This window comes from Pelagibius sp. Alg239-R121, assembly GCF_947331435.1.
Classification (GTDB): domain Bacteria; phylum Pseudomonadota; class Alphaproteobacteria; order Kiloniellales; family Kiloniellaceae; genus Denitrobaculum.
Window position 1 is genome coordinate 130321 of sequence record NZ_CAMZOF010000009.1, and the last position, 25709, is coordinate 156029.

At 56.3% G+C, this 25709-nt stretch carries 28 protein-coding genes; 17 read left to right on the forward strand and 11 right to left on the reverse strand.

All coding sequences use genetic code 11. The features are described 5' to 3' along the window. The 5 genes from QMZ18_RS27135 to QMZ18_RS27155 all read left to right on the forward strand — a co-directional run bounded on the left by QMZ18_RS27135 (window position 1) and on the right by QMZ18_RS27155 (window position 3755). Complete coding sequence (locus QMZ18_RS27135; protein ID WP_282609524.1) at window positions 1–303, forward strand: cyclic-phosphate processing receiver domain-containing protein; 303 nt, start codon at window positions 1–3, stop codon at window positions 301–303. 472 nt (window positions 304–775) lie between these two features. After that, window positions 776–1300 (forward strand): twin-arginine translocation signal domain-containing protein, encoded by a 525-nt coding sequence (locus tag QMZ18_RS27140; RefSeq protein ID WP_282609525.1) that lies wholly within the window; start codon window positions 776–778, stop codon window positions 1298–1300. 317 nt (window positions 1301–1617) lie between these two features. After that, complete coding sequence (locus QMZ18_RS27145; protein ID WP_282609526.1) at window positions 1618–2481, forward strand: bile acid:sodium symporter family protein; 864 nt, start codon at window positions 1618–1620, stop codon at window positions 2479–2481. Window positions 2482–2558: 77 nt separating this feature from the next. After that, window positions 2559–2888: a hypothetical protein gene (locus QMZ18_RS27150; protein WP_282609527.1), complete on the forward strand. Its 330-nt coding sequence runs from the start codon at window positions 2559–2561 to the stop codon at window positions 2886–2888. A 525-nt stretch (window positions 2889–3413) separates the two neighbouring features. Further along, complete coding sequence (locus tag QMZ18_RS27155; protein ID WP_282609528.1) at window positions 3414–3755, forward strand: hypothetical protein; 342 nt, start codon at window positions 3414–3416, stop codon at window positions 3753–3755. 99 nt (window positions 3756–3854) lie between these two features. Here QMZ18_RS27155 and QMZ18_RS27160 read toward each other — a convergent pair whose 3' ends face one another. Together QMZ18_RS27160 and QMZ18_RS27165 are read right to left on the reverse strand one after the other, a co-directional pair. Continuing rightward, complete coding sequence (locus tag QMZ18_RS27160; RefSeq protein WP_282609529.1) at window positions 3855–4544, reverse strand: DUF2161 domain-containing phosphodiesterase; 690 nt, start codon at window positions 4542–4544, stop codon at window positions 3855–3857. Between the two features lie 33 nt (window positions 4545–4577). Further along, window positions 4578–5162, reverse strand: coding sequence for a hypothetical protein (locus QMZ18_RS27165; protein ID WP_282609530.1), 585 nt, complete (start codon window positions 5160–5162; stop codon window positions 4578–4580). A gap of 131 nt (window positions 5163–5293) precedes the next feature. On the opposite strand from QMZ18_RS27165, the gene QMZ18_RS27170 reads away from it, so the two are divergent. Beyond that, window positions 5294–6358, forward strand: a complete 1065-nt coding sequence (locus QMZ18_RS27170) for a P1 family peptidase (protein ID WP_282609531.1) — start codon at window positions 5294–5296, stop codon at window positions 6356–6358. A 5-nt stretch (window positions 6359–6363) separates the two neighbouring features. Here QMZ18_RS27170 and QMZ18_RS27175 read toward each other — a convergent pair whose 3' ends face one another. Both QMZ18_RS27175 and QMZ18_RS27180 read right to left on the reverse strand, forming a co-directional pair. After that, on the reverse strand, window positions 6364–7134 hold the full coding sequence (locus tag QMZ18_RS27175) for a GntR family transcriptional regulator (protein ID WP_282609532.1): 771 nt from the start codon (window positions 7132–7134) through the stop codon (window positions 6364–6366). A 5-nt stretch (window positions 7135–7139) separates the two neighbouring features. Further along, window positions 7140–8015, reverse strand: a complete 876-nt coding sequence (locus QMZ18_RS27180; RefSeq protein WP_282609533.1) for a phytanoyl-CoA dioxygenase family protein — start codon at window positions 8013–8015, stop codon at window positions 7140–7142. 646 nt (window positions 8016–8661) lie between these two features. Here QMZ18_RS27180 and QMZ18_RS27185 point away from each other — a divergent pair. The 3 genes from QMZ18_RS27185 (at window position 8662) to QMZ18_RS27195 (ending at window position 10676) form a co-directional block, all read left to right on the forward strand. Continuing rightward, entirely contained in the window at window positions 8662–9435 is a 774-nt protein-coding gene (locus QMZ18_RS27185) for a YopT-type cysteine protease domain-containing protein (protein ID WP_282609534.1), read from the forward strand. A gap of 400 nt (window positions 9436–9835) precedes the next feature. Beyond that, on the forward strand, window positions 9836–10189 hold the full coding sequence (locus QMZ18_RS27190) for a helix-turn-helix transcriptional regulator (protein ID WP_282609535.1): 354 nt from the start codon (window positions 9836–9838) through the stop codon (window positions 10187–10189). Further along, window positions 10182–10676, forward strand: a complete 495-nt coding sequence (locus tag QMZ18_RS27195) for an SRPBCC domain-containing protein (RefSeq protein WP_282609536.1) — start codon at window positions 10182–10184, stop codon at window positions 10674–10676. The genes QMZ18_RS27190 and QMZ18_RS27195 overlap by 8 nt, the downstream gene beginning before the upstream one ends. 142 nt (window positions 10677–10818) lie before the next feature. On the opposite strand, the gene QMZ18_RS27200 is transcribed toward QMZ18_RS27195, so the two are convergent. Further along, complete coding sequence (locus QMZ18_RS27200; protein ID WP_282609537.1) at window positions 10819–11670, reverse strand: LysR family transcriptional regulator; 852 nt, start codon at window positions 11668–11670, stop codon at window positions 10819–10821. Between the two features lie 115 nt (window positions 11671–11785). On the opposite strand from QMZ18_RS27200, the gene QMZ18_RS27205 reads away from it, so the two are divergent. Further along, complete coding sequence (locus tag QMZ18_RS27205; RefSeq protein WP_282609538.1) at window positions 11786–12547, forward strand: sulfite exporter TauE/SafE family protein; 762 nt, start codon at window positions 11786–11788, stop codon at window positions 12545–12547. A 6-nt stretch (window positions 12548–12553) separates the two neighbouring features. On the opposite strand, the gene QMZ18_RS27210 is transcribed toward QMZ18_RS27205, so the two are convergent. Next, window positions 12554–13174: a LysE family translocator gene (locus tag QMZ18_RS27210; RefSeq protein ID WP_282609539.1), complete on the reverse strand. Its 621-nt coding sequence runs from the start codon at window positions 13172–13174 to the stop codon at window positions 12554–12556. A gap of 101 nt (window positions 13175–13275) precedes the next feature. Beyond that, a complete protein-coding gene (locus QMZ18_RS27215; RefSeq protein WP_282609540.1) occupies window positions 13276–14025 on the reverse strand; it encodes an NYN domain-containing protein in 750 nt (249 codons plus the stop codon). 329 nt (window positions 14026–14354) lie between these two features. Between QMZ18_RS27215 and QMZ18_RS27220 the strand changes: the two genes are divergently transcribed. Together QMZ18_RS27220 and QMZ18_RS27225 are read left to right on the forward strand one after the other, a co-directional pair. Next, entirely contained in the window at window positions 14355–15215 is an 861-nt protein-coding gene (locus QMZ18_RS27220; protein ID WP_282609541.1) for a LysR family transcriptional regulator, read from the forward strand. A gap of 223 nt (window positions 15216–15438) precedes the next feature. Continuing rightward, window positions 15439–16308 carry a hypothetical protein gene (locus tag QMZ18_RS27225; protein WP_282609542.1) on the forward strand — a complete coding sequence of 290 codons (870 nt, stop codon included), beginning with the start codon at window positions 15439–15441 and terminating at the stop codon, window positions 16306–16308. Between the two features lie 95 nt (window positions 16309–16403). On the opposite strand, the gene QMZ18_RS27230 is transcribed toward QMZ18_RS27225, so the two are convergent. Then, a complete protein-coding gene (locus QMZ18_RS27230; protein ID WP_282609543.1) occupies window positions 16404–17804 on the reverse strand; it encodes a HAMP domain-containing sensor histidine kinase in 1401 nt (466 codons plus the stop codon). Between the two features lie 326 nt (window positions 17805–18130). Between QMZ18_RS27230 and cimA the strand changes: the two genes are divergently transcribed. Genes cimA through QMZ18_RS27245 form a run of 3 tightly spaced genes read left to right on the forward strand, consistent with a single transcriptional unit; the run spans window position 18131 to window position 21811 of the window. Next, on the forward strand, window positions 18131–19735 hold the full coding sequence (gene cimA / locus QMZ18_RS27235) for a citramalate synthase (RefSeq protein ID WP_282609544.1): 1605 nt from the start codon (window positions 18131–18133) through the stop codon (window positions 19733–19735). Window positions 19736–19750: 15 nt separating this feature from the next. Then, window positions 19751–20509 (forward strand): RNA methyltransferase, encoded by a 759-nt coding sequence (locus QMZ18_RS27240; protein ID WP_282609545.1) that lies wholly within the window; start codon window positions 19751–19753, stop codon window positions 20507–20509. Between the two features lie 15 nt (window positions 20510–20524). Beyond that, the gene (locus tag QMZ18_RS27245) at window positions 20525–21811 is read left to right on the forward strand and encodes a serine hydrolase (protein WP_282609546.1); all 1287 of its coding nucleotides are present in this window, start codon (window positions 20525–20527) and stop codon (window positions 21809–21811) included. Between the two features lie 86 nt (window positions 21812–21897). Here the strand turns inward: QMZ18_RS27245 and QMZ18_RS27250 are convergent, their stop codons facing one another. Beyond that, window positions 21898–22449, reverse strand: coding sequence for a hypothetical protein (locus QMZ18_RS27250; protein WP_282609547.1), 552 nt, complete (start codon window positions 22447–22449; stop codon window positions 21898–21900). A 125-nt stretch (window positions 22450–22574) separates the two neighbouring features. Then, window positions 22575–23195, reverse strand: a complete 621-nt coding sequence (locus QMZ18_RS27255) for a hypothetical protein (RefSeq protein ID WP_282609548.1) — start codon at window positions 23193–23195, stop codon at window positions 22575–22577. Between the two features lie 259 nt (window positions 23196–23454). Here QMZ18_RS27255 and QMZ18_RS27260 point away from each other — a divergent pair, with 259 nt between their 5' ends. Further along, on the forward strand, window positions 23455–23916 hold the full coding sequence (locus QMZ18_RS27260; protein WP_282609549.1) for an SMI1/KNR4 family protein: 462 nt from the start codon (window positions 23455–23457) through the stop codon (window positions 23914–23916). A gap of 7 nt (window positions 23917–23923) precedes the next feature. On the opposite strand, the gene QMZ18_RS27265 is transcribed toward QMZ18_RS27260, so the two are convergent. Beyond that, window positions 23924–24370 (reverse strand): Lrp/AsnC family transcriptional regulator, encoded by a 447-nt coding sequence (locus QMZ18_RS27265; RefSeq protein WP_282609550.1) that lies wholly within the window; start codon window positions 24368–24370, stop codon window positions 23924–23926. Between the two features lie 128 nt (window positions 24371–24498). Between QMZ18_RS27265 and ltaE the strand changes: the two genes are divergently transcribed. After that, complete coding sequence (gene ltaE / locus QMZ18_RS27270) at window positions 24499–25557, forward strand: low-specificity L-threonine aldolase (RefSeq protein ID WP_282609551.1); 1059 nt, start codon at window positions 24499–24501, stop codon at window positions 25555–25557. Window positions 25558–25709 lie beyond the last annotated feature (152 nt).

Below are 25709 nucleotides of genomic sequence, written 5' to 3' on the forward strand. Positions count from 1 at the left end.
ATGGCGGACATGCGAGTATACCTGGATGATGAGCGCGAAACGCCAGATGGCTGGGTGCGTGTTTACTGGCCTGATGAAGCGATTGTATTGCTGAAAGAGGGAAATGTTGCCGAAATCAGCCTCGATCATGATTTAGGCGATGATGAGCGCGGTACCGGGTATGACGTCCTGCTCTGGATTGAAGAGGCCGTAGCACTTGAGGGCTTTCGCCCACCCCTGATGAAAGTGCATTCGGCCAATAGTTCCGCGCGTCAGAAGATGATCGCCGCAATTGAGTCGATTCAGAAAAGAGTTGAAGGTTAGTGCGGTAAAGTGAAGGAGCATGCCTTGTCTTGCGCAGACATCGAAGACGTTTGTGCAGAGAGCAACACCTTCATCTTGATCGTTCGTCCCACTGACCTTCGACCCCCATTTGAGCCACTCACTTACGTTCATACTTCTCCCCTAGGATAAGGGTGCTGTATCACGCGCAGGCACCGGCGAGGCGTGTCTCGCGGAGCAGTTAGCAGCCGTCGCATCAATGACGGCAGCTCGGCCTCGATTCCGTTCGTCAATCGCGTATCTCCACATGTCATCGACACCAATGGCGCAGAAATTGAAGGGCGGCGATCAACCAGCCAAATACCACTTCCTGACATAAAAAATCTGTTTAAGGGAACTTTTTTCGGCTGGCTTCGTTATCCATAGAGGGTAGCTGTCGGTCGTGCACAGACCGCAGCAGCAAATGCCCGTAATACGCTGTTGGAATTGTTCAGACGAGAGACTGTGGGGCAAGATGAAACGACAAAAACACAAAACCAAACCAGCTGGCGCGCGGAAAACTTCGGTTCAGGATGGCACCAAGGCTCCGGGAAAGAAAACCAGCCGGCGCGATTTTCTGAGGACGTTTGGCGAATGGGGGGTCGTTGGTGCCGCGGTCGGCGTGGGCGGTTGGTATGCGATCGGCTATGTGAGTGCCACGATCGGCGAGCTGGACCTCACAAAGCTCGGCAATGGAACGCCGACTATCGTGCAAATTCACGATCCGCAATGCCCCCGCTGTGTTGAGTTGCAAGGTGAGACGAGGGATGCACTGGCTGACTTCAGCGATGGCGAACTTCAATATCTCGTCGCAAACATCCGCAGCGATTCGGGTCGCGATTTTGCAAATGCTCAGGGCGTGGGCCATGTCACACTCCTGCTGTTCGACGGGACGGGACGCAGGCGCGATGTGCTTGTCGGAAACAACACGAGCGAAACCCTGAAGCGGGAATTTCAGCGACTTTTGCGTATGAGCAACGCCGGCAACGAATCGGGATAACCGATGGCTTGATGCCACCGGCCCTGGGCTTTGCGCTGTAGTGATTAAAAGAGCCAAAGCATTGCTTCCACGCTTAGCATTCCGATCATCACACAGGTTCTCTTCTTCATAATTTTGAGCGGTACGGCTTAGAGCAGTTTTCGTTTAGGTCGCCTCAAAAACTGCTGTCTCTATCCGCATAGAGCTGATTCCGCCCTCGCTGACTCTGGCGCAATTTTTAGATTTTGTGTTTTAAGGAAAACGCAAAACGCTATAGAAGCGCTGACGGCCGTGCTGGAGCCGGTGCGGTCTGACTCGTAATCGTTCGGGGGAAGAGAATGGACATCCTGCTCAATGTTGTGCTGCCGCTGGCGCTCGCCTTTATTATGTTTTCGCTGGGAATCGGGCTGACGCTGGCGGACTTTGCACGCGTCGTGAAGCTGCCTAAGGCGTTTTTCGCCGGTGCGGTGATGCAGGTGCTGCTGATGCCCGTTACGGCCTTTGTTTTGCTTCTTATTTTTCCGCTGCCGCCGGAACTGGCAGTTGGCGTGATGATCCTGTCCTTTTGCCCAGGGGGTGTTACCTCCAACATGCTCACGCATATTGCCGGCGGGTCTGTTGCGCTTTCGATTACTCTGACCGGCGTGATTTCGCTGTTATCGGTTCTGACCGTGCCCTTTCTCGTAGTCTGGGCGATGGGCGAATTTTTGGGCGAAGGCAGGGAGTCTGTCTCCGTGACCTCGATAGCCGTTGCCATGTTCCTGATCACGACGGTGCCGGTCGCCCTTGGAGTGGTGCTGCGCCACTTTGCGAGCGGCTTCGCAGATCGGATCGAGAAGGGGTGTTTTAGACTGGCAGGCTTCCTCTTTGCGATCATCGTTCTGGCCGCACTGGCCGCCAACTGGGGGCCCTTCATTGAAAACCTGCCGACTCTCGGTCCGCTGCTCGTGGTGATGAATATTGTTTTACTGGCGATCTCTTTCCTGGTCGCGAAGCTGTTAAGGCTTGAGCGTAGCGACGCCATCGCCATCGCCCTGGAGGCCGGGCTCCAAAACGGCACTTTGGGCATCACGGTCGGGACGTTGCTGGTTGAAGCCGCATCGGGTCTGACGCCCTTCACCCTGCCGTCGGCAATCTACGGCATCGTCATGTATGTGGTAACCATTCCGTTCGTATTCTGGCTACGGGGCCGCCGAGGCTAGAGAGCGGAGGTCCGATTTATTTTTCGGCGTGTGAAATATGCTGATGTACAATCTGCTGGTATTGATAGGGGGGCACGATGTTCGGCATATTCAAGAAAAAAGAAACCGCATGGCCTTTTGATCAACCAAAAAATTGCGTGGTTTTTACAATTAGACAAATCGTTGAAGGGGAAAGTCCCATTCAAATTGCCTATCACGACCTTGAAGATGATGGTTGGCAGTTCGTAAGTAATATTGACTACAGTATGGACGACGCGAAACTGGTAAGTTTAGAGGAGATCACAAAGATAGACCCAAGCATTTTCGAAATAGCCAAAATCGAACCCGGTTATCATGCCTGGCGAAACGCGGTGGGCGACAAATGGACGACTGCGCGAACGCCGGTTGAGGTTGAGAATAACGATTAAACGAATAAACGCCTTTCGAGGCATTTTTCCCCTTCGCAGTTCTGAATTGATTCTCGGCCTCTACAAAGGTCTCCGCGGAAGCGTCGACCCTCGAACGGGCAACTGTGCCAAGCCATCCTGCTGGCGACGCATAATGCGGTGATTGCCATTGCGCCTTTTGATAAATTCACCATCAAAAGGATCAGCAGGACACACTTGGTGTCGATGAACGCGAAAGCGCCTGTGTGCAACCCGGAAAATAAGAGCAAAAGGATCCCGCGAGCCACTGCATAGTTGCATCCGAAGCCCAGGATGAAGATATCTCCAAGTGAGGCAGGTTTAAAAGCGAGGCGCAATTTTTTCTAATGAAACAAGCCTCGACATGCCTGGGAGATGGAGCCTGTCATGCAAACGTAATCACTTGAATCAACACTGACGGGGGTTGCTGGATCGAACTGCTTTCTGATGAAAGCGAGAAGAAAGTATCTCTCTAGAAACAGGACGACTAGTTCAGCGAAATTTAAGCTGATTTGCTGGTGATTTCATATGGACATAGATGAACTCTTAGAAAAAATAAGCGGCTATCAACCCGAGGGTGGTTCGTGGTTGCCTTTGGATGAATTGATAAACGTCGCTTTTACGGATCATGATTCGGTATCCCTTTACGCCGCATTCTTTAAATTGTTTGAGAACCACCCTGAGCATGACGGTACCGGTGTGTTTTGGTCTGCTGTGCATGGCATGGAACACATGGGCGGCTATGAAAAATATCTGCTGGAGCATGTAAGAAAATGCGAAAGCGAAATGGGCTGGGCAATGCTGCATCGGTTAAAAAACTCAGGGGCCACTCACATTTGTGACGTGCCGATCTCAGAGTTAATCACGTAAAAACAAGATCGGAATGATGGGAATCTGTGAGTCACAGGCATGGTTTCACTGCGCCTGGAACTTTGGTCTTGCGGCGCCAATGCCATTCTCCCACACACCCTACTTTGTGTCAGGCAAAGCAGAGGCATAGGTCCCCAAGGCTTCACGGCCTTTGGGCGTGAGGGCATAGATGCCAATGGAGACACGTTCGAACCAACCATAGTGGTCATCCGCCATCAGGCGCGTGGCCTTTGCAACACCGGTGGCTTCTGCAACGGCGGCGCCCTTGAGTGGTCCGTTGACTGCAAGATGGGCCGCACAACGCAAAGCATCCTGCCGATAGGCAGTGACGAGGCCGGCGCGGGTTGCGCCCCCCAGGTTTGGATCTCCGACGCGGCGGACAAACTCGCGCAACAGCCTGGCGCGTTTTGGCTTTGATTGGCGTGGACGATAAGGGCCGGGGTCGCAGTGCACCTCAACGAAGCCATCGCGCAGACGCAAGGTGATGAGGCCCAGACCGAGCCGCCGGGCAAGGGAGAGGTTGTCCTTCAGTGCCTTTGCAAAGCGCTGCCCACTCCCGTGTTCCACGGCGATGTAAACCAGGTCAGTGACCGCCTGACGCGCAACCGCCTGATGGAAGAGAGTGAGAGAAAAGCTCACCTTCAGCTCGACAATGACCGGGTCCTCGTCACCGCGTACGGCAACGATATCGGCCGCACCGATCTCGGACTTCACAAGGTAACCCTGCCCCTCGAGATAAGTCTTGAGGGGAGGGTAGAGGTCGGTTTCACGGGTTTTTGGGGAGGTCATAGTGGCATTACGTCGATTTCCAATTGCTATGCTTTATCCCAGCATCAGGTTGAAATAAAGCGGTACCGCGACGTAGCTCGCCAGGGCCAGCACAAGAGCAATCTTCACCGCGCGGGCCTCGAAGCGCTGCCACAGGAGCAGGATCAGGCCGAGCGACAGGGCGACCTCGGCGAGGGCGACCCAGTCGCCATGGTGGTTCTCATCCCAATAGGACAGCGGCGAGCGGAAGCGCCAGTCGGTGAAGGGCCAGAAGTGCGCATGGGCGTCGTCGTGATGAAAGGGCAGATCGAAAGCCAGGTGGAGTAGTGCCGCCAATCCAATCAACGCCAGCCAGGTCTGGCGCGCAGCAATACCGATTAAGACGACGGCGGTATAAAGCGGAGCCGAATTGAAGATAGCGATCAGACTCTGCCAGGGGGCACTCCAGTAGATTTTTGACCAAAGCTCTTGCTCAGAAGCGCCCTGCACAATCCTCGCCCAGCCGAACAGTATGAAGATCGCGGCGTCGGGCAGCAGGGCGCCCGCCAGGATCGCCCAGTTGCGCCAATGGATGCCCTTGCGATCGGCCTTGCGCGCGAGAACGGCGGCCCCGATCAGAAGGTGTGTCGGTGTATTCATTCAGGCGGGCCTGTCCAACGCGATTTCAAATCATGACTTTGATGACACGCAATGCATTTCAAAGTCATTTCCAATAATCGGCACATGATCTATTTCTGAAGCCCGTCTGACAATAAAAGCCCTTTGCGGATATGCCCAGCGCTCGTGATCTCGGAATTCAAATCGGCAGCCTGCCAAGCGGCGCGTTGAACGCCATAACCGACGTCGAGGGCCTGTCGGTTGGGCAGGTGACACTGAGTGATGGTTCTGTGCAAACGGGGGTTACGGCGATCCTGCCTCATGGCGGCAGCCTCTTCCGGGAAAAGCTGCCGGCAGCGGTTCAGGTCTTCAACGGATTTGGCAAATCCATCGGTTTCGTGCAGATCGAGGAGCTAGGAACACTGGAAAGCCCGCTGGTGTTGACCAATACCTTGTCGGTGGGCACCGCGTCAGAGGCCCTGGTGCGTTATTTGCTCGCCCAAAATCCCGAGATCGGCACGACCACTGGGACGGTCAATCCAGTGGTCCTGGAGTGTAACGACGGCGCCTGGCTGAACGATATCCGCGGTCTGCACGTCACGGCTGCGCATGTCGAGGAAGCTTTGAAGTCGGCGACACCGGGTCCCTTCGCGCAAGGGGCGGTCGGGGCTGGGACGGGGATGAGCGCTTACGGACTGAAGGGTGGGATCGGAAGCGCGTCGCGCGTTGTTTCTTTGGCTGGCCGGGATGTTGTTCTTGGCGCCCTGGTTTTGAGTAACATGGGCCGCCTCAGCGATCTCACGGTCGCCGGACGTCAGCTTGGACCGGCGATTGCGAAAGACCTAAAGAAGAGAGATGCCACGCGCGAGCAGGGTTCGATCATCGTGATTCTGGCGACCGATGCGCCGGTTTCTGATAGGCAGTTGCGGCGGATTGCATCCAGGGCAGGGGCAGGGATTGCGCGGACCGGTAGCCACTTTGGCTCCGGCTCAGGAGATATCGCGCTGGCTTTTTCCACGGCCGCGAAGATACCGCACGCAAAACCCATGGATCCCGTCCTTCAACGCTGGCAACTGCATGAAGATGCACTCGATCCGCTGTTCCGCGCCGTGATCGAAAGCACCGAAGAAGCCATCCTGAATTCGATGCTCTATGCAGTGCCAACTGTGGGCAGGGATGGCCGCAGCCGCGCTTCGCTCGCGGATTTCGCGGATCTTCTGGCTGGCGCCGGGACCTGAAACGATCAGCCGGTTTCTTCTCCGCTGACCTTTCCTCTTTCGGCTTCTTCTCTGCTCCTATTTTGCTGCGCCAAGAGTTCACGTATGAGAACCCAGGACCCCTCAAGGTGCGCCAGCAACATCTCGGCGGCGCCCGTCGCATCCCCAGCGCGGAGCCGTTCAATCATCGCATGATGCTCGTCCAGGGCCGTTTGGGCACGGACCGGTTCAGAGGCGCTGAGGTATCGCACGCGGTCGAGATGCGCATTCACCCGCTGGATAATCTCGACGATATGCGGGAAGCCGCTGGCATCGAGCAGAATTCGATGAAAGTTGTCGTCGGACGCGATGAACAGCAGGCTGTTGCCGCTCTCGACTGCCTTGGTCATCTGGCCGGTCTCGAAGATGAGATCCGCGAGGATCCGGTCCGTCATCTTCTCGGCGGCCATGGCTGCCAGGCGCGGTTCCAGTGATTCGCGCACGATCATGCCCTCTACGACGCGGTCGGGGTCGATAGGGGCGACGAAAGTGCCGGACTGCTTTTTGATGTCGATCAGGCCTTCGTCGCGCAGGCGGAGAAGGGCTTCACGCACCGGCGTACGTGAGGTGCCGAATTGCTTCGTAATCGACGGTTCGTGAAGCGCCGTGCCGGGCGCGATCCGTCCAGCAACAATGACCTCACGCAGGCGTGCATAGATCTGTTCCGAGAGCGGGCTATCGGAACGTAGCACGGCATCGGGCAGCCAATCGACGGTAACCTCGGACTTTGCTTGCGTGGCTGTTTCACTGATGGCCACCCGGCTCACCGCTGACTGTTTGGTGTATCCGCTACGAAAACTGTGCCACCCTTCTTGCTCAGCTCTGCGGGAGCCACGGATTTTTCGAGGAAAGCACTCTTTTGCGACGGGGCGGAAAATTTTAATCCCGCCGACTTGATTGCGGAATCAGGAACCTTTTCCAGGGGCGTGTAGCGGGGGTGGTGATGATCCAGGTAGGGATCATTTCGGGCCGCGTTGTAGCAGCATATGAGAGTCCAGCGCCGGTCATCCGAGCGGTTTTGGTCCGACCGGTGTAGAGTGTTGCAGTGGAAGAACAGCACGTCGCCCATTTCCATCTCGCAGTAAACGAGATCGAGATGCCGTTTCGCTTCTTCGACCCTGCGTAGATCTGCGCCAACCTGCTCACCTTCCAAGAGGCCATGGTCGATCCGTCCAAGGTGATGTGATCCCCTGAGAACCTGCAAGCAGCCGTTGGATTTTGTACATCTGTCCAGCGCGACCATTGCCGAGGCCATGTAGGGGAACAGGCAGCCGTTGTTGTACCAATAGCCGTAATCCTGATGCCACTCCCAGGCGCCGCCTTCGCGTGGCTCCTTGGCCGTGATCTTGGAGTGATAGTGATAAACCTCACCGCCGAGTATGTCCTCCATGGTGTCGACCATTCTGTGCGAGCGGGCGGCGTAGCCGTAAACGCTGTCGCCCGGATGATTCCAGGTCGCCATTTTGGTGGTCATGCCCTCGGCATCGCCGCGGTCGTAGAAATGGCCTCTGATCGCAGGGTCCTGCTCCATCGCGGTCTGAAGCAGCGCGGCCTCCTCTGCATCGAAAAAGCCTTTGATCAGGATATAGCCGTCTCGATCGAAAGCAGCGCGTTGCTCGACAGTGAGCACAGTCGGCATTTTTTTCTCCAGATTTCCGATTTCACATTTAGTAATACATTAATATATTAATAAGTCAACGTGAAGAGAAACGAACCATGACATACCTGTTAGAAACTCTGACAGGGGGGCGCAAGAAGTGGGATTCGTGCATTGTCGATTCGGGCAACTCAATGATTCAAGTGTAGATCCGGAAGCTTGCCCGTCCGGCCTGTTTCGACAGCAAATATGATCTGACCTCTGGCGTGTGAAATGCTAACGCGAGGTGGTCGTATCTAACGTCGATAAATTAATCAATAAATGAAAGGCAGGTGTTATCCACTAATCGTTATGACCCCAAATTTTTGTACAGGCCTATACGAAATTCGTAGATTGTAAAACTTCTGTCAATCGCTTCATCTATTACCAGAGCCGGTGGCATATTTACCTCGTTCAAACGTCGCCGTGACCGTCAGTCGTAAATTTTAAAATGCAATTAGTTTTGCCTGCGCAAGTCGTTTCATCTCTTGCGCAAACCTGCAGGCACGCAAGTTCTCCGGCTCGCCAGAGGTCGAGGTTTCAGTTGGTGTGATGCGACCGTTGGCCGCGACACGCCTGATCATCACAACCAGGGCCCTATCCGCGGGCGATGGACGGGTGAGACCGTCTGGAAGAAGGAGTTGCTGAGATGCTTGGAGATACGCAAACCGTACGGGGAACCGCTAAGAAATGGAATGGGTTTTTGCTGGAACCCTTTGATCAGGGCGACTGGAATGAAGGCATCGGCCGGGTCATGAAAGAGATTCCCGAATCGAGTCAGGGTATCTGTAAATCCCTCGCCATGAATTGGGTCGCTCATCACGCGACGGAGCAAACAGGGAGCTTTGCGGTGCTCGCGCGCTCGAGTGGAAGGGGAAGCAGGCGTGGAGGTGGAAACTATACCGGCGTGAGCATGGCGTTGAACCAGGTGGCTTACGGGGAGGCGCTTGACTCGGCCACCAGTCCGTGCCGCTACGAGCAAGCGAAAGATAAATTCACGGATGATTTTCTTCGCAAGAAGGGCATCATTCGGCAGATGAAGATAACCAACCCGGTGGAGAATCTGTCCCGCGCCGAGATCAAAAAGACTCCGACCACCCTCGGCGCCGACATTAAGTTCGCGAAGAGTCTTGCCGCCAGCGTCGTTGGCGTGCACGCGAAGAACTATTGGTCGTACAAGATCATCAGTCTTCACGGCTGCGCCGGAGGCCATGCCGTCGCTGCCTTCATAGGTGCTGACGCCGTGTTCTTCGATCCCAATTACGGCATCTTCTATTTCGAGAAGGTCAACGACTTTAAGGACTGGCTCGGCTTGCCTGGCGGCTTTTACTGGACGTCGAAGTACTTCGAATATCTGGGATCCGACTTCGTGATCAAGTCCTACGCACCAGAGGTCAAGTTCAAGGCGAGCCGGGTCGCGTAGTCTGCACTACAGTTACACGCTGGTCGCACCAACCAACGTTTACGACACAATCCAACTGGCGGCGGCGCCAGAAGTCGATTTTCAGTCGCTATTTAATTGCCACCGCCGGAAGGCTGCTGATGCCGATGCTCGACGCGTCGGTATGAGAGTTGGCCTCTTTGCTTGTTCAAAAGGTCGATACAGAGAGTAAAACCAACCCTGCCGAGCGCTTCCGCATAGTCACTTCATGGGCGGGATCTGTGATCCTTTTGCAAACAAATCGCTGTGGGATCGGCTGGGTTGTCAAAAAACTTCGATTATACGGTTGGCAAAATGCGTGCCGCACAGCGACTTGCGCTTAAAGGGCTTGACGCCGTCGTATTAAATTTATAACCATAAAGTTATGGAACAAGTTGGTTATATGAATCAACCTCAGAACCTGGACGCGGTTTTTGCGGCGCTTGCGGATCCGACTCGGCGGGCGATTTTGTCGCGGCTTGCGGCGGGCGAAGCGTCGGTAAACGAACTTGCCGCGCCCTTCGAGATGAGTCAGCCGGCAGTCTCGAAACACCTGAAGGTGCTGGAGCGGGCAGGGCTGGTGGAACGGGATGTCGATAAACAGCGCCGGCCGGCAAGGCTGAAGGCGGAGCCCATGGCGGCGGCGGTATCCTGGCTGGAAGAGTTCAAGCAGTTCTGGTCATCGAGTTTCGATCAGCTCGATGACCTGTTGGACCAATTGAAAAACGCGGAAGTAAAGGGAACCAAGAATGAGTGAGTTGCCGACCTATGTCCTGGAGAGAGAGTTTGATGCGCCCCGTGAGCTGGTGTGGAAGACCTGGACCGACCCGGAACTGCTGGCACGCTGGTACGGGCCGAATGTGGAGACGATCGTTCACCGCCTTGAGGTGAAACCCGGCGGGCTGTGGCTCAACGAAATGAATTGGGGCGACAAATCGCATTTCCAGAGAGTCGAGTACACCGAGGTGAAGCCGCCGGAACGGCTGGTCTGGCTGCACTCCAATTCGGATGCGGACTGGAACATTGTTTCCAGCCCCATGATGCCCGACTGGCCGCGGGTGCTGCTGACGACGGTGACCTTCGAGGACGCGGACGGTAAGACCAGGATGCGCCTGACCTGGGTGCCGCACGAGGCGAACGCCGCCGAGATTGCCTGCTTTGAAGGTGCGATTGAGGGCATGGGCAAAGGCTGGGGTGCCGGCATGGAACTGCTCGCTCAGCTTCTGGCCGAATTGCAGGCCTAGGCGGTCGATCCGCTTCTTGAGTTTGGAACATCCTGCGCTTGTTTCGGCGCAGGATGTTTTGATTCATCGCTCCACGGGCTAAAACTCCTGTATGCAAGGCAGTACGGACTTACAGACCCGCCTGATCAGAGGTGTTCGGACTTCACTTGAATGCCGCCTTGATCGCGCGCTCCATTTCCGTCACCACCCTCGAAGAAGCCTTGCGCCCTTTACGGAGTGCCACGGTTGAATCAATCGATTTCGGGAAGCCTTCACGGGATAGGAGAGGCCGGCAATCATCGGGCAACATTTCTTTGGTGAGAAGTCCCACGGCCAGCCCGGCGCTTACCGCAGCTCTGAGATTGATGTTACTGTCGCTGGTGTAGGCAGTGCGGTATTGGCGGTTCATTTGCTGTAATGACTGGATAGCCCAGTCTCTCCACCAGCAACCCTCGCCAAACAGCGCAACAGGGAGAACCTTCTGCTTGTGGGCCGAGTGATGTTTCGACGTGGCCCAAAACGTCGGATCCCGCATCAACACAGACCCCTCCTTTTTTTGAGGATTGTTGAGCACTATTGCTAAATCCAGTTTGCCTTCCTTCAGCGCCGAGCACAGCACGCCTGAATGTGCGCAGGTAACATTGACTTCAACACGAGGATTGGTTTCAGCAAACCTTCCCAATATATCGGGCAGATGGGTAATACCGTATTCTGCGAGAAGGCCGACGCGGACCTGGCCGTGGAGGGGTTTCTGACTGAAGTTGGCATTCGCCCGCTCTAGGTGGGCGACTATAAGCCGTGCGTCTTCCAACAACTTCTCGCCCGATGGCGAAGGTCTTACCACTCCGCTCCCTCGCAATAGCAGCGGCTGGCCTGCCGCTTCCTCCAATCGCCTCATCTGCATGCTGACGGCCGACTGGGTTCTGCCGATCTTTTCTGCGGCTTTCGTAAAGCTTCCGGCGTCGACAATTGCAACAAAGCTTCTCAGAAGATCGCTTTCAAACTGGGCGCTCATTGAATTCAATCACATCAATTAAGTTTATGATCTGACAAATTCTATTCGTTGGATTGATGAGTTTCAATCACGGATACTGGCCTGAAGCGGTCGTCAACAGAAGGCCAGAAGGCAAATGCTCGCAGATATTTTCCTGAATTTAGGATTGGAGCCCGGAACGCTCGTGTTCTGTCTGCTTGTCGTGTTCGCAGGCGCATACCTGAAGGGTTACACGGGTTTCGGGGCCTCCATGTTCTGGGTCACGAGTTTGTCTCTGGTTCTGCCGCCCCTCGAAGTCGTGCCGATGGTTCTGATATTCGAGGTGGTCACAAGCATCGTCATGTTGCCGCAAATCTGGAAGGACATTCGTTGGAATTCCATCCTCGCGCTTTTGATCGGAACCTGGATCGCGACACCGATAGGCATCTACGGTCTCGCAAACCTACCTGCTGATCCGATAAGGATCGGTCTTGCAATCATTGTCTTCATCGCGGCCATTCTCATTTTGCGTGGCTTTGCTTTGAAGCGGGAACCAGGTCAGATGGCGACGGCTGGAGTGGGACTCATGGCGGGTGTTTTGAATGGCAGCATGGGGATTGTCGGGCCCCCGGTGATCTTATTTTACTTTTCATCACCCGTCGGGATCGTCGCCGGCCGAGCCTCAATCGTTGCCTTTTTTATCGGCACGGACACGGTTGGTTCGGCGATGTTCGCGAGCCAGGGGCTTATCGGCGAGACGGTTCTGTTGCGGACGGCTTTTTTTCTACTGGCTCTCGTTGCAGGCGTTGTGCTGGGGAATCACGGCTTCCTTAGAACAAATGTCGAAACATTCAAAAGAACGGCTCTTTTTGTTCTGATGGCTCTCTCCACGGCACTTGCGATCCGTGCAGTGAATTAGGGCAGGCTATCTGTTTGCTGCCGCCAAGAGACCGCCGATGCCGACAAAGGACGCACCGGTAATACGATTGAACCAGCGACCGACGGCGTTCTTGCCGAGCCAGGGCGCGAGCCTGCTGGCCGAACCGGCCAATCCCAGTTCCAGAAGGAATTCGATGCTGACGAAGGTGCTGGCGAGAACCGCAAACTGGATCAGCTGCGAGCTTGCAGGGTCGATGAACTGCGGCAGGAAGGCGGCGAAGAAAACGATGCCCTTGGGGTTGGAGGCAGCCGCCATGAAGCCTTGGAAAAAGAGCTTACGCCGCTTCGCTGTCCCGACCTGATTCTTCCTCTGCACCGACAAAGGCGGAGAACGCCAAGTAACGATACCGAGATAGATCAGATAGCCTGCGCCAATCCATTTCACGATGGCGAAGGCGAGGGCAGAGGTCGAAAGCAGAGCACCGAGACCTGCCATGCAGATGGCAATGACGAGTGTGAAACCTGCCGCGCCGCCGAGGCTAGTGAAGAGCGATTTCTGAACTCCGTGCGAGGCGCCGTGGGTCAGTGCGAGGAGCGTGTTTGGCCCGGGTGTAAAACACAGGGCCGCGGAGGCTAGCAGATAGATAATCCAGATATCAAAATCCATGGCGGCGGAGTCCATTTATCAAAACATCGCGGCAGGGCAGGTTCTGCCCGCTGGAACTTAAGAGGTTAAGCGCCGTTCTCGTCAAGCGCCGATCGCAGAAGCTACTTGCGATTTCGTTTACGCGCGACTTTTGGTTTTTCGCGGATGCGCAGGGGGCCGTTGTCCTGATGGTCGATCTCGAAGGCCTTGGTGTTGCGGACCAGGTCGCTCAATTTACGGGAGCCGTAGGTCCGGGGGTCGAAATCCGATGCCATGTTCGCAAGCTGAGTGCCGACGGCGCCCAGGCGCACCCAGCCGTCCTCAGTCTCCATTTGCGCCATGACTTTCTTGAGAATGGGCGTTGCCGCGCTGGGCGGCTGAAGCGACTTGATTTCCGAGGCTTCGTCGCCGGTATCGGCCGTTGCGGATGGCAAAAGGTTCTCTGTGTAGACGAAGCGGCGGCAGGCCTGCCGGAAACTCTCGGGCGTTTTCTGCTCGCCGAAACCGAAGACATCCACTCCCTGTTCGCGGATGCGCGCGGCAAGACGGGTGAAGTCGCTGTCGGACGACACAAGACAAAATCCATCGAAGCGCCCGCTGTGGAGCAGGTCCATCGCGTCGATCACCAGTGTGATGTCGGAGGCGTTTTTCCCCGTGGTGTAGGCGAACTGCTGCTGGGGAATGATCGCATGCTTGGCGAGAATGTCGGCCCAGGATTTCGAGCGGGCGCTGGAAAAATCGCCATAAATACGCCGCACGCTAGCCTCGCCGATCTTCGCTATTTCCTCAAAGAGGCCGTCGGCGATTTTTGCGGACGCATTGTCGGCGTCGATCAGGACGGCAAGACGGGGAGAACGCGCTTCGGAAGGCATGGATATTCGCTTCTGGCTGAGACTTGAACAGCTGTAGACACTGTAGCAGCAATGCGTCGAAGCAAAGCTAAATTTGCTCGCGAGCGCTGGGGCCGTCCTACCGAGGAGGCATGTCCGTGCCGATCCTCCTGCTCGCGCAACAGTCCGTCCCCGTGTGAAATGCGGCACTGCCGTAACACCGCACCCCCTAGGTGCGGCCGAAAGGACCCGAGGGTAGCGGCCACGCCTTGGACACACGGCACCTGCTGACGCTGCTCTGCAACCATTGCTTCAGGGGTGAGACTGCGGTCCAATACGCCAGAGCATCAACTGCAATCAGCAAACGAGCTATGAACCAGCAATTGCTATCGACTTTTCTGGATGTTCTGGAGACACGTAACTTTAATCGCAGTGCAGAAAGGCTGGATGTTACCCAGTCGACTGTGAGTGCGCGCATCCGCCAGTTGGAAGATGAGCTTGGCGTCAGGTTATTCGAGCGGGGACGCGGTGGGGCCGAAGCCACCAAAGCGGGGCGGCGGTTTGAAGTCCATTGCAGGTCGCTTATGGCGCTTTGGGGGCACACTAAACGTGATGTTCGAGCGCGCCAGACTGCACGCCCAAATTCGCTGCACATAACAGGACAATACAATCTGATTAGAACCTACCTCCTGGATTGGGTCGACCAGCTACGCACTCATAACTCCGACTGGGCGATGCAGTTGGAAGTCAACTTTTCCGAACAGATCCAACGAGACGTTCTGGACGGAGAGACCGATATCGGGATCGTTTTCACACCGCAACAAACACCGGATCTTCAAATCACTGAAATCGGCGTCGAACACTACTGGATGCTGTCAACAAAAGCCGCCACAATGGAAGAAGTTGACCTCGAGAGTTACATCAAGATCAGCTACACACCGCATTTCGAAAGATGCCATCAGGATCAGCTTTCTCATCTTGCTAATCCTTCCTTGATTGCCGGTTGCGACGATGTTGCCGTTGAGTTTCTGAAACGCTTGGGTGGGACCCTTTATTTGCCCAAGCATGTTGCGCAAGAGGTCCTGGAGACAATTCCGGGTTTGAAACTGGTCCGGGGTGCGCCGGTCATCACACAATCCATCTATTCGCTTGTCCATATCCGCCGGCGGAACGATCCCCAGATCGTCAGGGCCCTGAGCATTCTGCCCGCAATTTCTGCTTCTCAAGATTAATCGATTTTTCCGATCGATAAGTCATTTTCGCTGAGTGGTTCTGTCAGGCGTCCGTCACTAGGTTTGGTTTCAAGAGCTCGCTTCTTCTTGATTGAACCCGGACGTGCGTAACGCGTGGTCGCTGGCCATTGATCAAAGAAGGGCGCCCGTGATGGCAGTTGAAGCCTGCGCGGAGAGCATTTTCTGAGCCATGCCCCATCGAACGAACCAAAGGATTTTTCACATGAAGCGAATGCTGGCACAACGACCGCTCATCTGGGCAACCGCCGTCGCGATTTCTCTGCTTTCGGCCTCCGTCCAAGCTGGAGACAAGCTCAAGAATTCTGTTTCCACTGGCTTTAAAAACGCCGAGGCCCTTGCCGTCGATCCAGCCACGGGGATCCTCTATATTTCTGTTGTAGGAGACTTGAACGGTGACGATGGCGACGGCTTCATCGCCAAGACGGGATTGAACAAACTGGACCCGGTGATTTTCATCGATGGCCTGAACGGCCCCAAAGGCTCTCAGATCGTGAACGGTCAGATGTATGTCGTCGAAGCAAACGCTATTCTGATCATCGATCTTGAAACAATGGCGGCCAGAACAATTGAATTGCCGGAGGCCGGGTTCCTGTTGGATCTCGCGGTGAATGATGGTGGGGAAATTTTCGTGACCGACCCGCCGAACAACGCCGTTTACAAGATTTCCAAAAGCGGGACAGAAACTTTCATTCAGGATGCACAGCTCGCCTATCCTAACGGCATCAAAGTCATGGCAAACGGCGATCTTCTTGTGGCTTCCTGGGGAGTCGTCAGCGACGAAAGTACCTGGGCGACATCTGAATCCGGCCGCATTGTCCGCATCAGTACCGATGGCAAGATCGTCTTGCGGACTGAACCGCTTGCAAATCTCGATGGCATCGAGTTGTCGAACGGCCAGTACATTGCCGCAGGATTCAACGATGGCGTGCTTTACAGCTTCGATCCCCACACCGGCAAAGTCAGCAATGTTGGTAAGATAAGCGAGGGCCTCGCTGACATCGCATTCTATGGTAAGCGGATGTACAGCATCAATTTCAACAGCTCGGAACTGGCGGTGCAGCAAATTCGGTAGGGTGGCACTCACATTTGAGTCAAAGAAGCATGTCCGGTCCTGCCGTCTCGTCGAATGAACCAGGTAGACTCTACGTTCCCTGCGGGCCGTTCCGCTCAAGCAATCGCGCGCTCCCTCGGAAAGCGCAAAATCGCCGTAGTTCCAGTACCCAACTTGCTTTCGATCTCGATTCGCCCGCCGTGCAACTCGATGAGCGCTTTTACGATGGAGAGCCCCAAGCCTGTGCCCGGGTGGGTTTTGGCTGGATGCCTGTCTGCTTGTGAGGCTTCGATCTGGGCGAAGGGTTCGAAGACCCGTTCAAGGCTCTCGGGGGCAATGCCGATGCCGGTGTCGGTAACCTTGATGCCGAGGCCGTCATTGCCGAAGCAGGTGTCGACACTGACTTTGCCGCCATCAGGGGTAAATTTGACTGCATTGGAGAGCAGGTTCAGCAGCATTTGACGGGTAGAGCGGGGGTCGGCACGCAGGTGAGGCAGATCTTGGGAGACCGAGGCTGTGAGGCCAACGCGCTTCTTCAAAGCGTCCGGTGCGACCAGACGCAGGACTTGGGTGACGACCTCGGGTAGGGCGACAGTCGTTTCCGACAGTTCGTACTGTCCTGCCTCGATCTTTGAGAGGTCCAGCAGGTCGTTGATCAGATCAAGCAGATGCGCGCCGCTCTGATGGATGTCCTGAGCGTAGACCTTGTAGGCATCGATTTCGATCGGACCCAGGATCTCGTTCTCGATGATCTCGGAAAACCCCAGGATGGCATTGAGTGGTGTACGCAGATCATGGCTCATGCGGGCGAGGAACTCGGATTTGCTCTTATTGGCATCTTCCGCCTGCTTCTTGGCGACCTGCAGGGATTCTTCCGCCGCTTTGCGGGCGGTAAAGTCCTCAACCGTTTGAATAACCCGACCCCAGTCGTGCTCGCGGCCGCGGGCGATGGAGGTAGTGGTGCGGATATAGATCACCGAGCCGTCCAGCGCCGTATCGGGGCCCTCCATCTCGACCCGGGTCTCGCCCTCGCTGAATCGCTGCACCAACTCGACGAAGATGTCAGAAAGACCGGTTTCCGGGTTGTAGGTGGTCAAATCCGGGGGCTCGTTGAAGGCTTCCAGCAGTACCGCCTTGCTGGCGGCCTTATAGGTCCTGACAGCGGCCGCATTGGCATCCAGGATCTTTACTGCGGGTGCGAGTTCGGCAAGCAGCTCTGGGTGTTTCCGTACGTATTGACGGATGTCCTGCACGCCCGATGCGCGCAGGCTGTCGGCGATCTTTTTTGCTGCCGACCAATCCTCGTCGGTCATGGGTATGGGGGAATTTTCGAAGCGGTCGTCACTAAGAAGCCCGGCACTGCCCGAAACTGCCTGGTTCGGGGCAGTTTCTCCCGTTAAGCCCGGTTGGCTTTCCAATTCCGCAAGCCAGCCGGCGTTCTCTTGCTCGAGTTCGCTCAATCGCCGGCGTAAGCGTCGAATTTCTTCAAGTATCTCCGGCTTATTTCGGAGATTCATAAGTTTTATCTTTACACAAATAGTTTCGCCAACTTGATGCTAGCACTGAAATTTTGGTTTCAAAACGGCTTTTAGCTGTAACGTTTCAGACTTTCGAAGTAACCAACAACCCTTGGTTTCGATTTATTGGTGCTTGCTTTGAATAGGTGTGGAAAAAGACCTTGAGACGCCGTGTTTAAACAGGAAATTCGGCACCAGGGCCATGAGACGAAGAGTCGCGGGAAAACTGTGTTAAAGACGGCTTCGATAGGGCCAGGGTCGGAGAAAGTTGACGCTCCGGCGCCCATGTGGTGAATAGCGCGGGCATTCAATCCATGGAAAGTTCAATGACCGACAATCGTGTCTACCTCTTCGATTCCACGCTGCGTGACGGGGCGCAGACCCAGGGCGTTGATTTCGGAGTTGCCGACAAGATTGCTATTTCCATGGCCCTTGATGGAATCGGATTGGATTACATAGAAGGCGGCTGGCCGGGCGCCAACCCTACCGACGACGCCTTCTTTAAGGATCCGCCGGTCTTCGAGACCGCGAAGTTCGTCGCTTTTGGCATGACCCGGCGACCCGGACGCAGCGCAGAGAACGATCCGGGGCTGGCCGCCCTGATAAATTCCAAGGCCAATGCCGTTTGCATGGTCGGTAAGGCCTGGGATTTTCATGTCGACGTGGCACTGGGAATTTCGTTGAGCGAAAACATCGACATGATCGGTGAGTCGGTGGCCCATTGCCTGACCCGCAAGGAAGAGGCCATGTACGACGCCGAGCACTTCTTTGATGGCTACAAATCCAATCCGCAGTTTGCCTTGGATTGCCTCAAGGCGGCGCATGAGGCCGGCGCACGCTGGGTCGTGCTCTGCGATACCAACGGCGGGACTCTGCCGGCTGAAGTTGAGCGCATCGTCGGCGAAGTCTGTGTGCAGATTCCAGGCACACATGTGGGGATCCATTGCCATAACGATACGGAAAACGCTGTCGCTAACTCGTTGCTCGCTGTTAAGGCCGGGGCGCGCCAGGTTCAGGGAACGCTGAATGGTCTGGGCGAGCGCTGCGGCAATGCCAACATCGTGTCGCTAATCCCTTCGCTGATCCTGAAGACCGATTACGAGATTGGAGTATCCGACAGGCAGCTCAAGCAACTCACCCATGTGTCGCATCTGCTGGATGAACGCCTGAATCGGGCGCCGATGCGCAATGCGGCCTACGTGGGCGAGAGCGCCTTCGCCCATAAGGGCGGGCTTCATGTTTCAGCGGTGCAAAAGGATCCACGAACCTACGAGCACATCGATCCGCCCCTGGTCGGTAATCAACGCCATATCGTGGTGTCGGACCAAGCGGGAAGGTCCAACATTCTGGCACGGCTCGGCGAGATCGGCATCAATATCGACAGCAGAGATTCCAAGATCTCGGCGCTGGTTGATCATGTCAAAGCCCGGGAATACGAGGGCTACGCCTACGACGGCGCCGAAGCCAGCTTCGAATTGCTGGCCCGGCGCGCCTTGGGCGAGGTGCCGGAATTCTTCACGCTTACGCGCTTTCGGATCATGGACGACCGGCGATGGAATGCCCGCGGTGAACTGGTGACCGAGTCCGAAGCCACCGTGACCCTGGAGGTCTCCGGGCAGCCGAAGATGGAAGTGGCCAATGGAAACGGTCCGGTCAACGCGCTTGATACTGCCCTGCGTAAGGCGCTGGTACCGGTCTATCCGAGCCTGGAAGGCATGCGCCTGGTCGATTTCAAGGTGCGTATCCTGACGCCGACCGACGGCACCGGCGCAGTGACCCGTGTGATGATCGAAAGTGCCGACCATGAGGGGCGGCGCTGGACGACGGTGGGGGTCTCGACCAACATAATCGATGCATCCTTCAACGCCTTGCATGATGGGATCACATGGAAGCTGATGCAGGACGGTGCCGCTGTGCCCAACGGCCAATAGAGAGAAGCAGTCGTCGTGGCTGGGACCGATAAAACCGAAACGCCTATCCAGGGTGGCCCCGCCGTTATCCTGGTGACTCCGCAACTGGGACAGAACATCGGCATGGTGGCCCGCGCCATGCTAAACTGCGGCCTGACCGAACTGCGGCTGGTCGCGCCCCGGGACGGCTGGCCGAACCCGGATGCCGAAGCTTCATCTGCCGGTGCGACCTTTGTGCTGGAGCAGGCGAAGGTCTTTCCGACCACAGCGGAGGCGGTCGCCGACCTGCAGCGGGTCTATGCGACAACGGCGCGGGCGCGCGGCATGACCAAGACCGTCGAGACCCCGCGCACTGCTGTCGGCGGAATGCGCTCCGCCGCGGCGCAGGGCCGATCGGTGGGCGTGCTGTTCGGGCCCGAGCGGGCCGGGCTGCTTAACGACGACATCGCCTTGGCGGACACGATCCTGGAAGTACCGCTGAACCCTGCATTTTCCTCGCTGAACCTGGCCCAGGCGGTGTTGCTCATCGGCTATGAATGGTTCCAGGCCGCGGATCAGACGCCCGCTAGCGAGTTGGTCATCAACGCGACCCGACCGGCGACAAAGGGCGAGTTGATCAACTTCTTTAGCCGCCTGGAAAAGGCGCTGGACGAGTCGGGTTTTCTCTACCCACCGGAGAAGACGCCCATCATGATCCGCAACATCCGCAACCTGTTCCAGCGCGCGGACCTGACCGAGCAGGAGGTGAATACCCTGCACGGGATCATCTCGGCGCTTTGGGAGAAGCGGAAATAGGGGAGAGGAGTTTCGTTGTTCAAGCAGCGAGTGAAGGTAATGGCGCCGATGTGCAAACAGGCCTTATGCGCAGCTGACAGGAAGCCCGCCCGGAAATTCATTTCCATTGCCGTTGTTCTGTTTTTGGCCGTTTTGCTGAACGCCTGCTCGACACCCGGCGATGGCGATGGGCGAGGGGAAGAAGTTTCAGGCCCCAGAGTCACCAAACTGGAAGTTTCGCGGATCAACACGCCGCCGACCGACTTTAACGATGGTTGGTCCGAATCCAGTCTGAAGGCGCAAGGTATCGATCCTGCACCCATTGCCCGTCTCGTCAAACGCATCCGTCAGGGTGGCTATGTTGGAATCGATAGCCTGGTCCTGGCGCGTCACGGCGTGCTTGTCAGCGAAACCTATTTTGGTGGCATAAAGCGCTATTCGCTGCACCAGACACGCTCAAGCTTTAAGAGCGTGACGGGTTTGCTTGTCGGGATTGCTGTCGCCGACGGCCTGCTGGATCTGGATGAGCCGGTGGCGCCTTTGATTGCGCGCTATCATGTGACCGAGGACCGTGATCAGAGAAAGCAGCGCATTACGGTACGGAACCTTCTTCAGATGCAGTCCGGCCTGGACTGCTCGGAAATGCCGGGTGCCGGACCACAGCGGGAATCCAAGTCGAATGAGAGCTCTGACAAGGTCGCCGCGGATTTCGATCTGCCAATGCATGCAGAGCCGGGAACGGCCTGGCATTACTGTTCCGGGAGTACTTTCCTCTTGGGAGTTGCCTTGGAATCAGCGCTCGTTCGCGGTGGTGAGCGGGATTTGAAGCCGTACCTCGACGGCCGACTCATGTCGCAACTGGATATCTATCACTATAGCATTGGGCAAACTCCAAAAGGGCATTTGCCGATGCATGGCGGCGAGAAACTAAGGCCGCGCGACCTGGCCAAGTTCGGGCAGTTGCTGCTGTCTGAAGGCAGGTGGAGAGAGCGGCAGGTCGTGCCTGTCGACTGGGTTTCTGAAATTCTGGTGCCGGGAGTCGACACGGAATGGTCCTGGACCAGCTCCGTGGGAACCGAGGCACATCTGCAGCGCCCGTCGCGTTATCGCTTCAAGTGGTTTCAGACCCTGCTTCGGGTTCAGGGCAGAGACTACAACTTGATTCACTCTTGGGGAAACGGCGGCCAATTTATCTTCGCCGTGCCAGATCTGGATCTCGTAGTGGTGATCACGGGAAGTAACTATGGTTACAGCAAGATCCAGGACCAGAAGCAGGTGTTCCACATGCTGCGTCACTTCATTCTGCCGGCCGTGATTCAGTAGGCTCTTAGATTTTGGCTGCGCGCCAGACCGGATAGTAAACCGCAATCCGAAGCCTGTGATTCTACCCTCAACCTCGTCGCGCTTACTTAAACCTCAATCACATTCAGATCTTCCGGCGACGCGACGTTGATTGAACTGCTGCCTTTGAGCGCGTGACCGACCCTGAAGCCGATGCCGCGGTTTGGGCTGAAGTGCCCCATCGGGCTGCTGGCCGTGGTCGCGTAGGTGACTTTCTCATTGCGCTTGAACTCAATCGTCGGATTGTTGACTTGTCCGTTAGTAATGACGCGGACGAAGGCACCGTCCTTCGGTTTGAAGGCTGAAGTGTCGAAGCAAAGGATCTTACCTTTGTAGCCGATTTCGCCGGCCTTTTCCGCCGGGCTGCAGATGTCTTCCATGCCGAAATGAATTTCGAAGTTTCCGGTGAGCAGCATTTGGCGCGTCGTTGCCGGAATCAGTGTCATGAGCTCGGCCAACTTTGAAAGCGTCTTTTTTTCGGTATCACCCGTGGAGATATGCGCCCCGGCGATACTGCCGTCGCCCATGATGACCGTGACACCCATGCAGAGCAGAAGGTGAGGGTAGGCGATGCTGTGCGAGTCGTGTCCAACGTCGTCCTCGTCCAGATACACTGTCATTGTTTGTTCCCCTTCGCAGCTGTCCGACCTGTACGCCCACGCCCGGCAGACTCTGCACTGTGAAGAGGATACCAGATCACGACAGCGCCAAGAAATAAATCAGGAGCAGCGGTGACCTCGAATGCTTACGTCCTCAGCATATCACCTTCGGCGATCGCGGTTTTCGGGCCGATAGCACGTATCATGGGGACGAATCTTGTTTGACGCATCCCCCTGGATTCGCCTCGCCTGACTGCACCGTAAACGGACTTTGCTTTCAGTCTCGGCCTGGCGGGATGGCTGGCCCGAATGTTCATGAAATGCGACCAGTCGCCGTCTTTTACAATGTCGACATAAGGGTAGGGGTAGGCACCGCCTTTGTGGATAAGATGCGCTGCTGCGCCCATGCCCCCTGCATCGCTGGCCATCGAATCATATTGATAGATGGTGCAATCAACACCGACGCCCATCAGCTCTCGGAGGGTTGCGCGCAAGTTGCCGCCCGTGCGCAAATCTTCTTCGGCGTGGGTTGCCCATCTGCCGATATTTCCGATCAGGAGCATACAGAGAATGTTGGCGTCACCACGCTCTTCCTGGAAGTACTCGATAATAAGCTCGAGCTTGCGCCGTGTCGTAAGCACCGTCATGTGCGTGCCCAGCAGCGTGCCGTCGTCCAGCACTATGGTGAAGCTCAGACAGGAAATGAGATTGTGATACCAGATCTCGCGGTCGTGGCCGGCATCATTCTCGTTCAGGCCGATTCCCATAATTTGCGCTTCCTCCTCGTCATCGAGCCAAGAGCGTTGAGAGATTATAGCACATGACGGCTTGCTCTCATCGACGCCGAACTGATGTGCCGGTCACCAGCAATCGAGTCAGCTTGCAAGGCCAAACTTATGCCCCTGCGGCGCGCACAGACTATGCTGCCGGAACCAATTCATGCGGTATTGAATTTCCGCTCTCATGTTACGATGCGTAGTGGGTACATTTGTTTTTGCGAGCACGGACCCGGAGGTTATCTGCGCAATGAGTATTGAGAAAATTCAAAAAGAAAGGGGTATCACCCTTCCGAGAGACTATCTCCAATTTCTATCCAAGTTGGATGTGGAGCAAGACTACTGCTTTAACGACGATCCGGAGGAACATCCCGATTTTGAAGGCCGCTGCTGGTGGTTTTTCGACGAAGAGCGGCTGGCTAGAATTGTAGAGATGTCGCGCGTGGGGGCGGCCCCGGCACACCGGCAGTTGGAGCTTTACCTGAAGTGCTATCAAGATTTTTCAGACTGTGATTCAGTTTATTCAGATGAAGGTGAGCTTTCGATCGCCCGGGTTGCCAACGGCTTTGTTGTTGCAGAAGAAAATGGAGATCTCTTGTATCTGGATCCCCATGAAAACTTCTCAGTTTGGATATTCCATCACGATGGGAGTGACGTGACGAAGGTCGCCGGTTCAATCGGCGAATGGCTGGCTAAGGCCACCCTCGGATAACACCGCCTCAATTCGCCAGATCGAACTTGTGTTCCTCCAGCACAAAGAGGCTGACGTACTGAACAACGTTCGGGTCGGAGGCGAAGAGCCGCTTGCTGACCTCCTGGAAGACCTTCATGCTGCCGACCTTCAGGATCGCAACCATGTCGGTCTCGCCTGATACGCCATAGAATTGCGACACCGTCGGCTCTTCCACCACCTGCTGCAGCCAGTCGCGCCGGGCCTCGAGGCCATGGTCGGCGAGTTTCAGGGTGACGATGGCCTTGATGCCGCGGCCGAGTTGCTCGGGGTCTGTCAGGACGATGGTCTTTGTGATGACGCCTGCGTCCTTGAGCTGACGGACGCGTCGCAGGCAGCTTGAGGGGGCAAGACCCACCCGATCGGCCAGGTCGTTGTTGCGGATCGAGGCGTCGGCTTGCAGGAGATTCAGGATTTTCCGGTCGATGCGGTCCATTTTGATCTTACCATGTTATTGCTCATTTTTCGAATAAAATTGCAAATTAGCGCAAATATCAATCACCTATTTCAAGGAGATTGCCCTATCACTGAGAGGCTCTTTCACGCGAACAAAGGCCTCGAACCATGCCCGACACTGCTCTCGAACTGGAAATCCCTCTCGCGCCTGGACAGCGCCTCGACTTCCGAAGTGACACCTTGACCCGCCCCAGCTCCCACATGCGCCGTGCGATTGCCGAAGCGGCGGTCGGGGACGACTACTACCGCGAAGATCCAACCGTGCAGACGCTGGAGCGTGAGGTCGCCGCGCTGTTCGGCAAGGAAGCCGCGATCCTCAATACTTCCGGCACCCAATCGAACCTCGTGGCTGTGATGTCGCACTGCACTCGGGGGGATGCCTATATCGCTGGTGACGGGTCCCATAGCCATCTGAACGAACTGGGCGGGGCCGCCAGCCTGGCGGGAGTGCAGCCAAAGGCGGTGCGCAATCAGCCCGACGGTACCCTTGCGCTGGAGGACATCGAGGCGGCGATCAACCCGGACGGCCTTATTTTTGCGCCCTGCCGGTTGCTTGCGTTGGAAAACACCATTGGTGGCAAGGTGCTGCCGCAGAACTATGTGGAGGCCGCAACGAACCTCGCCCGGTCGCGGGGACTGGCGTGTCATCTGGATGGGGCGCGCGTGTTCAATGCCTCAGTGGCGCTGGGCTTGCCTGTAGTCGAGGTGGTTCGTCCTTTCGATACGATCTCGGTCTGCCTTTCCAAAGGCTTGGGTGCGCCAGTCGGCTCACTGCTGGTAGGTTCTGGCGATCTCATCGAACAAGCGCACCGTCACCGGCAGGCCCTGGGCGGGGGCCTGCGGCAGGCAGGCATTCTGGCCGCGGCCGGACTCTATGCGCTGGAGCACAATGTGGAGCGGATGGCAGAGGATCACGCACGGGCGCGGCGGCTTGCAGGGGCCCTCAATCTGATCGAGGGTGTGAGCGCCGATCTGCCGCAAAGCAACATCATCTTCGCGGATGTCGACCCGTCGATTGCAGGACCTTTCACTGACTTCCTCACCGAGGCCGGCATCCGACACTCGGGAAGCGAAACGCGCCAACGCTGGGTGACGCACCTGGACATCGACGATGAAGCGTTGGAGGAGGCGATGTCCGCCTTGAAGCGTTTTGCGGAGCAGGGCTGAATGAGAGTGTTGTCTGCGCTGGAAGCGCTTCACGCGGTGCATTGTTATCAGGAGCCGGCGATTTACGTCACTGAAGCTTTCGCGGGCCGGTCGGGGGCTGCGCGCCGGAAAGATAACAGCCACCGATCGTGAAATCGGGCGTCGTGAAGGAG